Annotated in this window: 8 protein-coding genes; 2 read left to right on the top strand and 6 right to left on the bottom strand. The window is 48.4% G+C overall.

What is annotated here, in order from left to right; translation table 11 throughout:
* The first annotated feature begins 79 nt into the window (after nt 1–79).
* Complete coding sequence (metH, locus tag GILYN3_RS07080; protein WP_049722188.1) at nt 80–3,793, top strand: methionine synthase; 3,714 nt, start codon at nt 80–82, stop codon at nt 3,791–3,793.
* A gap of 389 nt (nt 3,794–4,182) precedes the next feature.
* On the opposite strand, the gene GILYN3_RS07085 is transcribed toward metH, so the two are convergent.
* The 5 genes from GILYN3_RS07085 to GILYN3_RS07105 form a co-directional block, all read right to left on the bottom strand.
* Entirely contained in the window at nt 4,183–5,346 is a 1,164-nt protein-coding gene (locus tag GILYN3_RS07085) for a DUF262 domain-containing protein (RefSeq protein WP_049722189.1), read from the bottom strand.
* Nucleotides 5,346–6,092 carry an FRG domain-containing protein gene (locus tag GILYN3_RS07090; protein ID WP_049722190.1) on the bottom strand — a complete coding sequence of 249 codons (747 nt, stop codon included), beginning with the start codon at nt 6,090–6,092 and terminating at the stop codon, nt 5,346–5,348. The genes GILYN3_RS07085 and GILYN3_RS07090 overlap by 1 nt, the downstream gene beginning before the upstream one ends.
* A 673-nt stretch (nt 6,093–6,765) precedes the next feature.
* Nucleotides 6,766–7,068 carry a helix-turn-helix domain-containing protein gene (locus GILYN3_RS07095; RefSeq protein ID WP_049722191.1) on the bottom strand — a complete coding sequence of 101 codons (303 nt, stop codon included), beginning with the start codon at nt 7,066–7,068 and terminating at the stop codon, nt 6,766–6,768.
* Nucleotides 7,061–7,375: a type II toxin-antitoxin system RelE/ParE family toxin gene (locus GILYN3_RS07100; RefSeq protein ID WP_049722192.1), complete on the bottom strand. Its 315-nt coding sequence runs from the start codon at nt 7,373–7,375 to the stop codon at nt 7,061–7,063. Before GILYN3_RS07100 ends, GILYN3_RS07095 begins: the two co-directional genes overlap by 8 nt.
* Before the next feature lie 540 nt (nt 7,376–7,915).
* Nucleotides 7,916–9,394: a DUF1593 domain-containing protein gene (locus GILYN3_RS07105; protein ID WP_232305522.1), complete on the bottom strand. Its 1,479-nt coding sequence runs from the start codon at nt 9,392–9,394 to the stop codon at nt 7,916–7,918.
* A gap of 256 nt (nt 9,395–9,650) precedes the next feature.
* Here GILYN3_RS07105 and GILYN3_RS07110 point away from each other — a divergent pair, with 256 nt between their 5' ends.
* Entirely contained in the window at nt 9,651–11,246 is a 1,596-nt protein-coding gene (locus GILYN3_RS07110) for an ABC-F family ATPase (RefSeq protein WP_049722193.1), read from the top strand.
* A gap of 205 nt (nt 11,247–11,451) precedes the next feature.
* Here GILYN3_RS07110 and GILYN3_RS07115 read toward each other — a convergent pair whose 3' ends face one another.
* Nucleotides 11,452–11,832: a YbaN family protein gene (locus GILYN3_RS07115; RefSeq protein ID WP_049722194.1), complete on the bottom strand. Its 381-nt coding sequence runs from the start codon at nt 11,830–11,832 to the stop codon at nt 11,452–11,454.
* Nucleotides 11,833–12,173: the final 341 nt, after the last annotated feature.

Consider the following 12,173-nt stretch of genomic DNA (forward strand, 5'->3'; position numbering starts at 1 on the left):
AATGCGCGGTTGATACCCGCCCACCCGATACACACGTTAATACTGTCTTTTAAAATACGTTAAAACATAGGTTTTTTGCATGAGTGTTACAGATCGCGACCAACGCATTGCCCAGCTCAAACAAGCCTTAACCGAGCGCATTATTGTACTCGATGGCGGCATGGGCACCCAGATTCAGAGCTACAAGCTCTCTGAGGCGGATTATCGCGGCGAGCGCTTTGCCGATTACCCCAGCGATGTAAAAGGCAACAACGATCTACTCAACCTAACCCAGCCCGCTTTAATGCGAGAGATCCATCAAAGCTACCTTGAGGCGGGAGCCGATATTCTAGAGACCAACACATTTAACTCGACCCAAGTGTCTATGGCCGACTACGGCATGGAGTCGCTCGCGTACGAGCTTAACCTGCAAGGCGCCAAGCTTGCTCGTGAAGTAGCCGATGAGATCACCGCACAAAACCCAGATAAGCCGCGCTATGTTGCCGGGGTACTAGGGCCCACCTCGCGCACCTGCTCTATATCGCCCGATGTTAACGATCCAGGCGCACGCAACATAACCTTTGATCAGCTGGTCGAGAACTACGTCGAGGCCACCAAAGCGTTGGCCGAGGGCGGCGCCGATTTAATCTTGATCGAAACCATTTTTGATACGCTGAATGCCAAAGCCGCCATTTTTGCGGTAAAAACCGCCTTTGACGAACTGGGTTTTGAGCTGCCCATTATGATCTCGGGCACCATTACCGATGCCTCTGGGCGTACACTATCGGGCCAAACCACCGAGGCGTTTTACAACTCGCTGGCGCACGCAAAACCGCTCTCGATTGGCCTTAACTGTGCTCTTGGCGCGGCCGAGCTGCGCCAATACGTGCAAGAGCTGTCGCGCGTTGCTAACTGCTATGTGTCGGCCCACCCCAACGCTGGACTGCCCAACGAGTTTGGCGAGTACGACCAAGAGCCAGAAGAAATGGCCGAGATTGTCGAAGAATTTGCCAGCGCCGGCTTTGTGAACATTATTGGCGGCTGTTGCGGCACTCGCCCCGAGCATATTCAAGATATCGCCCAAGCGGTCGCCAAACACGCACCGCGTATTATCCCCACCATCGAGCCCGCCTGTCGTTTATCGGGGTTAGAGCCTTTTAACATTACCCGCGATTCGCTGTTTGTAAACGTTGGTGAGCGCTGCAACATTACCGGCTCGGCACGCTTTAAACGCTTAATTGTCGAGGAAGATTACGACACTGCACTAGAGGTGGCGCTACAACAGGTAGAAAACGGCGCACAGGTTATCGACATCAATATGGACGAGGGCATGCTCGACTCCAAAGCCGCCATGGTGCGATTTTTAAACCTCATTGCCGGCGAGCCCGATATTTCTCGCGTGCCGATTATGGTGGACTCGTCTAAGTGGGATGTCATAGAAGCCGGTTTAAAATGTATTCAAGGCAAAAGCATTGTTAACTCCATTAGCCTAAAAGAAGGCAAAGAGGAGTTTGTTAAACACGCCCGCCTATGTATGCGTTACGGTGCCGCGGTCGTCGTTATGGCGTTTGACTCAGACGGTCAGGCCGACACGGTCGATCGCAAAAAAGAAATATGCGAGCGCTCTTACCGCATCTTGGTAGACGAGGTGGGCTTTGCGCCCGAAGATATTATCTTTGACCCCAATATTTTTGCCATTGCCACCGGTATCGAAGAGCACAACAACTACGCGGTAGATTTTATTCAAGCGACCCAATGGATTCGTGAAAACTTACCGCACGCGGGCGTTTCTGGCGGCGTATCCAATGTGTCCTTCTCGTTTCGTGGTAACGATCCGGTGCGCGAGGCGATTCACTCAGTGTTTTTGTACTACGCCATTAAAGCCGGCATGAACATGGGCATTGTTAATGCCAGCCAACTGGCGGTGTACGATGACCTACCGGCCGAACTTAAAGATATCGTCGAAGATGTTATTTTAAACAAAAGCCCAGAGGGCACCGAAGCACTGCTAGACATTGCCGAGAAATACCGCGCAGGCGGTAGCGACACTGCCAAAAAAGAAGACTTAGAGTGGCGCAGCTGGGATGTTGCCAAACGCATGGAGCACGCCCTAGTAAAAGGCATTAATGCCTTTATTATCGAAGACACCGAAGAGGCCCGACTGCAAGTAGCACGACCACTAGACGTTATTGAAGGCCCGTTGATGGACGGCATGAACGTGGTGGGCGATTTATTTGGCTCGGGTAAAATGTTTTTACCCCAAGTGGTAAAATCCGCGCGGGTTATGAAGCAATCGGTAGCACACTTACAGCCGTTTATTGAGGCCGAAAAAACCGAGGCCACCAAACCCAACGGCAAAATTTTAATGGCCACCGTAAAAGGCGATGTCCACGACATTGGTAAAAACATTGTCGGGGTGGTGTTGCAGTGCAACAATTTTGAAGTGGTCGACTTAGGCGTTATGGTGCCGGCCGATAAAATTATTAAAGTCGCTATCGAGCAAAACTGCGACATTATCGGGCTGTCTGGCTTAATCACCCCATCACTCGATGAGATGGTGTCAGTAGCCCGCGAGATGCAACGTTTAGGCGTCAATAAACCACTGTTAATCGGTGGCGCGACTACCTCTAAAGCGCACACGGCCGTTAAAGTAGACCCCGCGTTTAATATCAACCAGGTGGTTTACGTGACCGATGCCTCACGTGCCGTGGGCGTGTGTAGCACGCTGTTGGCCGATGAAGATCGCCGCGCCCCCTTTATTAACAAACTGCAAGAAGAGTACGAGGCGGTAAGAGTGCGCAACGCTAACCGCAAACCACGCGGCACTTTGCGTAACTATAGCAATGCTATCGAACACGGTTTTAAAGAAGATTGGAGCAGTTACACCCCACCCGTTCCCAGCTTTACCGGGATAAGAACGTTTGACGATTACTCACTCGAAGATCTGCTAGACACTGTCGACTGGACACCGTTTTTTATCAGCTGGGATTTAGCGGGCAAGTACCCCAAAATTCTCGATGATGAAGTAGTCGGGGAAGCTGCGCGCAGTTTATTTGCCGACGCCCAGGCCATGCTGAAAGACTTGATCGCCAACAAAAAAGTGAAAGCCCGTGCCGTTATCGGTTTTTGGCCCGCCAACACTGTTAACCACGATGATATTATTGTGCGCGATGAGCAAGGCGAGCCACTGGCCAAGCTGCACCACTTGCGCCAGCAACAACAAAAAGCCGGCAACAAAAAGCCTAACTTTTCACTGGCCGACTTTGTTGCTCCTGCCGACTCGGGCAAACAAGATTATATTGGCGGCTTTGCGGTCACCACCGGCATTGGTGCCGAAGAGTTATCGCAGCAATACAAAGATGCCGGCGACGATTACAACGCGATCATGGTAAAAGCCCTAACCGACCGCTTGGCTGAAGCCTTTGCCGAGCATATGCACCGCCGCGTACGTACCGAGTTTTGGGGGTTTGAGCCAGATGAAAACCTCAGTAACGAAGATTTAATTCGCGAGCGCTACCGCGGCATTCGTCCCGCGCCCGGTTACCCAGCCTGCCCCGACCACACCGAGAAAGGCACGCTGTTTAAGCTATTAAACGCCGAGTTAAACGCCGGCATGGAGCTTACCGAAAACTATGCCATGCTGCCCACCGCCGCAGTGGCTGGCTGGTACTTCTCGCACCCGCAATCCGAGTACTTTGCTATTGGTAAAATCGACAAAGATCAGGTTGAATCGCTTGCCGAGCGCAAAGGTATGGAGCTGACCGAACTAGAAAGATGGTTAAGTCCAGTGTTGGGGTATGAGCCGGGGCAGTAGGAGCTCCACGCTTAGCGCGGGGCTTTGTTACCTCCGAAGTGCTTTGGGTGCTAAGCGATTACATCGGTTGGTTACTACCTTGTGTGCCCTCAATCGCCGGGCGGGCGAGTCACTTTTCTGTTTGGCCAGAAAAGTAACCAAAAGAGGCCACCCCGGCATCTCAGCCCTAACGGGTTCCCTCGCTCCGGCCGATTTTAGCGGGCCGCATCGACACGCCGTCCATGGCGTGACGATACTTGCGCAGATGTCCTATCTGCTTACCCCCTAAAATAGGCCTACGCTCGGCTGGCTGCAGGGGGGGATTAAAACGGTGCTTCGTAGTTAGCTATAAATAAAGTTCACAATTTAAGGCCGGACTCCGATATTTTCAAAAATCAACGACGCTGCTCCTATTGATTAAATTCAAACTTATCAACCAATTTTTCAATTTCTACAGGGTTAGTTGTAGAGGCTCTATACTCAACATCTTCTAGATAAGATTTATTTAAACATTCACTAATGTAACTAGAGAATTTAGCTAAAGCGTCCTCATTTTCCAGAAGCTCAAAATCAAAATCACTGCTTTTCAACTTCCTAAATATGGCTGCTAGTATCATCGAAATTGAAACTTGGAACTTATTCCCTCTTTGCGATATTCCATAAATCTCTCTAGAAAATGGATAATCAGTAATTTTGGTCAACTTTTCAATAAAACTATTAAATTCTGAAAAACTTTTACTTGACGCTGCATAAGCTTCATCCTCTTCATCTTCTGACTTAGATTTCATATAAGTTTCAGCAAACTGTGGAGACTTAACTACCTTTTGAGTTTTACCTTGATCATTTTTAAAATCTTGGTTTATACCATTTTCAACAATACTCAATATTACAAAAATATTTTCTTGAATGGTTTTTTTCTGAAATCGATCTTTAGAAACGGCGTAAGCTTTCGCTAATTTCGACTTCGGCTCCTTAATAAGATCAGAGCAAAATACATTTACCAAGTCATTGGTTTTAGAATCATAAACCGCATGCCTAATTTCTTGAGGGGTTAATGGCTTTGTTCCCTTGTTATACCTACTGAAGATTTCCAGCTCAAACTCCTTCCCTGGGAAATCACGAAATGTGATGCAAGTTATCCCTTTGCTCATAAGCGACGTTTGATCACTTATATCTAAGTCACTAAATGACTTATCAATAAAATCAGGTAATAACTTCAACCCCTTAAGTGAGTAATGGTTATTTATATATCTATAAAAGGCCCTCAACCTGTGCTGACCATCAACAACATTTAAAACCTGAACACCTCGATATTTTTGAGTTGCTAAGAATATTGGAGGAATAGGGATTTCCAAGAGAGCAGATTCAATCAAAGAACTTTCATCAGAAATTGATGACCTGTATTCTCGCTGATAGTCTGGATCAATAACTATAGCGTCATTAAATTTAAGAATATCCTTAGGCGTTAATTCGCCATAAAACTCTTGTAGTTCGAATCCCAATTCAATTCTTTGAGTTACAGTTTGCCAGGTTAAGGTTTCATCTTTTCTGTTTATATTAAAGACCCCAGTCATCACTCTTCCTCCCTAAGAAAATCATCAATATCTTGCTGCAATAAAATATCCTTTGAAACTGAGGATAGCTCAGGGTATATGTGAGAAAAACTAATCCCCATGGAGAATAGCGAGGAAAGAATTTCTTTCGTCGCATCACCGGGAATTACCACTTTTTTTAATATGCCCTCATCGACTGTATTCTCTAACGGTTCATCATCATCCTGAAAAAGAACGAAAAGACCCTTTTGGGCATTTATTCTGGAATTTATTTTCCGGCCTTGTACAGCTATAGGGCCATCATAACCTTCGGCACTGACACCATCTGAGCCTGATACATTAACGATCGCAGATTGCTCCATATTTTTTTGGTTTAATTCCATTGGATTCAAAAAATAAACCACTGCATCTTTATCTGTGCCCGCTTGAAATGACTTTTCCACAGCAAACAAAAGAGATGTGATATGTGAAATCGTAAAATCCATTAGCTTTGTCGGAAGTCCATAGTGTTGGGCGTACAACATCCATTCCACATCATTTTTGATATCCCAAGGTGCATCCATATACTGGTAAGAATTTATCTTGAACTGTGCAAGAAAATTTCGAATTGCTCTTTTTGGAAACTTTCGGTTTCCTGACGCACTGTCCTTTCTGAGAGCGCTAGGTAGTAGAGGGTAGTCTCCAGATTGACCTCTTGACAGGCTGAACTCCTTAGGTAAATCCTCTACAAAAGAAGCGTAATCGCTCAACTTACTAATTTCATTCATTTTTATCCCTACAATTCTATATTTCTTAGAGAAGCACAAGGGTCAGGCCTGACCACAACAGCCTCACAAAATCTGAAAGCAAGTCGGCTCGCATTAGAAGACTCGCGGTTATGCGTGTTTGTCGTAAAGGAGCTAAGAGAAAGGGGTAAATGGGGCTTGAAAGAGAACATCCATTTAATCACTACTCTCCGTCTTCATCCGCGCTGATTTTATGTTGGCGCCTGTTATTTATCGATACTACTCGATAATGTTTTTTATGCCAAGCATGGCAAGCTATATCCGCATAATACATTCGAAGTTCAGCTACGAAGTACCGCTTTTGGGCCCCCTGCAGCCAGCCGAGCGGAGGCCTATTTTAGTGGGTAAGCACGCATGGAGGCGTGCGCAAGCATCGCCTCGCCAGGGACAAGGTGAATTGCGCAGCAAGAGAGGGTGCCCTGGGGTAAGGTGTGTCGATGCGGCCCGCTAAAATCGGCCGGAGCGAGGGAACCCGTTAGGGCTAAGATGCCGGGGTGGCCTCTTTTGGTTACTTTTCTGGCCAAACAGAAAAGTGACTCGCCCGCCCGGCGAGTGAGGGCACACAAGGCTGTAATATCAACCAATGTAATCGTTTAGCACCTACAGCACTCAACAACCAACAAAACCACTCGCCTCGGGCGATACAACCAGATAACTAACCTGCCGCCATCAATGACTCTGCAATCACTTCAGGGTGCTTAAACGCAATTTTAATTAGCGCTTGAGCAGCGCCCGAGGGTTTGCGACGGCCTTGCTCCCACTCTTGAAGAGTGCGAGGCGATATGTGCAAAGCTTGCGCGAACTGTGATTGTGAAAGCCCGGTTTTAATACGAGCCGCCGCCACTTCGTTGGGTGAAACCTCCGTGGTACGTGCCACCTTGCCCGCCTTCATTTCATTAACAGACTGCAGAAGTTTGTTGCCTAGCTCCTCGCCGGACATTGTATTTTGCTTAGCCATGCTCAATTACCTCTCGGATGGATTTCAGCAAATGAGCCGGGATATTGCCGCGAACACTCTTTGCGTAAATCACCAACAACCACAACTCACCATTTTTAAGGCGAGTGAAGTAAATAACCCGTACACCGCCACTTTTACCTTTGCCTTGCCTACGCCAGCGAACCTTTCGGCAACCACCGCTGCCAGGAATAACATCCCCTACTTCAGGGTTTGCGGCCAACCAAGCGCAAAATGCACCTCGGTCTTGTTCAGACCACAGCTCTTTAGCATCTTCCGTAAAGGTGGGAGTTTCTATAACGGTGTACATTATTCAAATATACGTCAATGACGTATATACATCAAGGCAGGCGCGAAAGCTAGTTCAACAACTAGTTAATGCTGTCGTATAGCACCCAAAACACTCCGTAGCTAAAAAGCCATGGATACCGGCCAAGGCCGGCATGACGATGTAGAGCAACAAATCTGGCATGGCATCAGCTCAGCCAGCTACGAAGCGCCGCTTTTAGGGCCCCCTACAGCCAGCCGAGCGGAAGCCTATTTTAGTGGGTAAGCACGCATGGACAAGGTGAATTGCAAAGCAAGAGATGGCAGCCTGGGCTGTGCGCAGGAGCTGCCTTTTGGTTACTTTTCTGGCCAAACAGAAAAGTGACTCGCGCGCCCGGCGACTGAGGGCACACAAGGCAGCAACCTATCGTTGTAATCGTATAGCACCCAAGGCACTCCGTAGCTAAAAAGCCACTGGATACCGGCTCAAGGCCGGCATAACGAGTAGAGTAAAATCACTCGTCCCGCTCGGCGATACAGGTATATAAAAAGCTACCGCCGCCAAAGGCGAGCAACCAACCAATTACGGCTCCACCGTCACAATCACCCGCTCATAGCGCGTCAATGGTGGCAGACCGCGATCGGTAACTTTAACAATAAAGTGTAACTGCTCGGGTTGTTCTACCTCGGGGGCGCGCACGTGCACTCGTACCATGTTCTCGGCGCTGTTAATCGCCACCGCGTCTTTCATACTGCCGGCTTCTGGATAGTTAAACCACCAGTATTGTAAGCTGTCGCCATCTGGGTCGTAGCTGCCACGAGCATCCAAATGAAAATAACTGCCAGAGGTAACCGACACTTGCCGGGGGTGCTTAAGTACCACCACTGGCGGGTGATTAGCTTCGGCATAAGACTTAGTGCCCCAGTCCATGCGCGCGGCAAAGTCATTTTGAAATTCATCTCGCCAGCGCCATAAAGTGGTGCGGAAATCACTAAAGGCTATACTACCCTGACCGGTTGCTCGGCCAAAAGGCCGCGCTATTGGCGGCGTATAGTTATCGACCGCGTTGGTCCAAATAGGGCGTGTTTCGGCCGCTACTGGTACTCCGCCGGTAAAACCTTTGGGGTCTAAATCTTCCAACTTGGGCGTATATAACTCATAGCGACCGCCCCAACCACCCCAGCTTGGCTGCTCCGGCACGCTTAAGCCTGTGGGTATTAAATTGAGCCACGCTGGAGTATCACCCTCTACCCCATAGGCAACATCTGGGTAGAGCATGCCCAACGGCCCGTGGGACTGCTGAATATTATCCGCCAACCATTGATTGCTAATAGTCGTACTATCAATGCCATCCACCACACTGCTAATACCGGTCCATGTAGCCGCACCATAACCGCCGGGGCTGACAACATAAAACAGCTCGGGAAAGTTCTGCCGCATCCAAGGGCCAGAGTCATCTTGATCTGAGATTGTGTAAACGCGCAACTTGGCGATCAATCGCTGTAGCTCGTCTGTGCTTTTGGTTTCGCGCAGGCGATACAGCGCTTGTGCCAAGGTATTGGGGCCGCCCCATACCGAGATCCACAAAGGCCGCTCATCGTCGCGCTCTAGCGCCTTAATAATCCAATCAGAACCCTCGGAGTCTTGCTTGGGGCCAACCCCTTGCATGCCATAAACGGGGAGCCCTTGTTTCACTAACGCACGCAATGTTTTGGCTTTGGGGTAGCCTTTCTCATGCTTTATGAGGTTATCGCGCACCTCGGCGTAACCATCAATAATTTTATGGATAGTCTCTGGCGCAACCATGGCCTGCTGATGAATCGAGGTGGTGGCTACCAACCCTTCTAAATCGATCACGTTGACGTAGTGCAACAGTCGTACAAGTGTTTGCGCATCGTCAGGATCAGCCTCAATATCCGTTAACACCAACAACCGCTGGCGCAACTCGGGCTGCGCCGCCGCTACATTTGGTTTACTTAACACATCAGCCGACAGCAGGGCCAATAACGCAAAACACCAAGTGGCAGCGCAAGTCCGCAAGAAACGGGGTAAAGTCATCATAATTAAGCTCTCAATATTGATTATTATTGGCCAATAACACTTCGAACGTCTCTGATCATACCTTATGGTCAGCAAGACCTAAAGACAGCACAATGCAACTTTACCCTCGAATGGCCCAACCAGATAGCTAGCTGCAGTGAGTTTTTAACATTGATGTATCACCCCAGTTCTGGGACAATCGCGCGCTTCTTGCTAATGCTCGGATTTAATACAATTTCTGAGCGGGCAAACACCACCACTCACCACAGGATCTCGCGTGCTCACTACCGCTAATATCACCATGCAGTTCGGCGCCAAGCCGTTATTTGAAGACGTTTCCGTAAAATTTGGCAACGGCAATCGCTACGGCTTAATTGGCGCTAATGGTTGCGGCAAGTCGACCTTTATGAAGATCCTCGGGGGCGATTTAACCCCTAGCGCAGGCAATGTATCGCTCGACCCTGGTGAGCGCATTGGTAAGCTGCGCCAAGATCAGTTCGCCTTTGAACAGTACTCTGTAGTCGATACCGTTATTATGGGTCACGCCGAGCTGTGGAAGGTGAAAGAAGAGCGTGACCGCATTTACAGTTTGCCCGAGATGAGCGAGGCAGACGGTATTCAAGTGGCTCATCTTGAAACTGAATTTGCCGAGATGGATGGCTACACCGCCGAGTCTCGTGCCGGCGAACTGCTGTTAGGCTTAGGCATTGGAGTCGATCAACACTTTTCGCCAATGAGCGAGATATCCCCCGGCTGGAAATTGCGGGTATTGCTGGCCCAAGCGTTGTTCTCTGATCCCGACGTACTACTGCTGGATGAGCCAACCAATAACTTGGACATTCACACTATTCACTGGCTGAGCGAAATGCTCAACCAGCGCAGTAGCACCATGGTTATCATCTCGCACGATCGGCACTTTTTAAACAGTGTCTGTACCCATATGGCCGATGTCGACTACGGTGAGATTCGTCTCTACCCCGGCACTTATGATGATTATATGACCGCCGCCACGGCTGTGCGTGAGCGCCAATACGCCGACAACGCCAAAAAGAAAACCCAAATTGCCGAACTGCAATCGTTTGTGAGTCGGTTTTCGGCCAACGCCTCTAAGGCCAAGCAAGCCACCTCGCGCGCCAAAAAAATCGACAAAATTCAGTTAGAGGACATTAAGCCCTCTAGCCGAGTTAACCCGTACATTCGCTTTGAGCAAGACAAAAAGCTGCACCGTTTAGCACTAGAAGTACACAACCTGAGCAAAGGTTTTGATGAAGGTCCATTGTTTAAGCCATTCGATTTAATGGTAGAAGTGGGCGAGCGTATTGCTGTTATTGGTGAAAACGGCGCGGGTAAAACGACTTTACTAAAAATATTAAAAGGTGAACTCACCCCTGACGCAGGCACTGTTAAATGGTCCGAGAATGTTCAAATCGGTTACTACGCACAAGACCACAGCAGTGATTTTACTAACAACGAGACCCTGTTTGATTGGATGAGCCAGTTCAAACCAGTAAATGGCGATGAACAACTGATTCGCGGCACTCTGGGGCGACTGCTGTTTTCTAACGATGATATTAACAAGCGCGTTAAAGTGATCTCTGGTGGTGAGCAAGGCCGCATGATTTTTGGCCGCCTGACACTGCAAAAACCTAACGTTATGCTACTGGATGAGCCCACCAACCACTTGGATATGGAGTCAATCGAGTCGCTTAACTTAGCGTTAGAGAACTACCCCGGCACGCTAATTTTTGTCAGTCACGACCGCGAGTTTGTATCATCGCTTGCCACCCGCATTTTAGAAATTACCGATAATAAAATTATCGACTTTTCGGGCACCTATGATGAATACTTGGCGAGCAAAGGCATACAGGGATAACCTAACCCGCGCTCAGACTGGCTATTTGTGGATGTATCACAACCAACATTAAAGAGTTACCACGTTAGAGGCAGCGCATGCAGTCTCTAACGTGTCTCTTAAACACTTTGTTAGTGTGCCGCGTTAAGCGGTGCAAACCAAACACGCAGTTGCCGCATTGCACAGCCCAAAATCAACCTTGCCGTATACTGTTCAGCCAACAAAGCTAATCATTTTCCTCATCAACGCTACTGCTGATCTCGGGGCGCAAACAAAGCCACACCAGCACGGTACACATCGTCAGCAATAACCCACATTTAAACCATACCTGCATTGCCGACAACACAATCAGCACACCACTCATACTCATAGTAATGGCCGCCAAATATTTGGCTCGCCGAGGCACCGCACCGTGGCGCTGCCAGCGAAGTATGGGCGGGCCAAAACGCGGGTGACGCAACAACCACTGATTAAACGCGGGCCAACCGTGGTTTGAGGCCCAAGCACCTAAGATTAAAAATACTGTGGTCGGCAACCCAGGCACTACTACTCCAAGCAACCCTACGCCAACAAACATTAAGGCGAGAGCACGCCAAATAAAAAGCATTAGCACCGAGTAACCTGAGGGCAAGCAGTCCACGTGGCGAATAAATACACAAAAGCAGCCGCTAATGGTTTTTGCAAAACGAGGGTTATAGCGTGCAAAAGAGAGTCACCTGCATTTTTATTACGTGTTGCGATAATTATACCTAAATGCCGAGCCCAATCACTCATCACCACACTTGCTCTCTCACTTTAATCCCACTAAGAAATACAACTGATGGCGATACATGGAAAGCCGACGAATCATTTAGCTCCGAGTGACACATGATGCAATATTGAGGATAATATCAATATTAACTAGTAATAAAGTAATAAAGTAATAATAGAACAATAAAAACATAATAT

The sequence above is a fragment of the Gilvimarinus polysaccharolyticus genome (assembly GCF_001187555.1).
GTDB classification, from domain to species: domain Bacteria; phylum Pseudomonadota; class Gammaproteobacteria; order Pseudomonadales; family Cellvibrionaceae; genus Gilvimarinus; species Gilvimarinus polysaccharolyticus.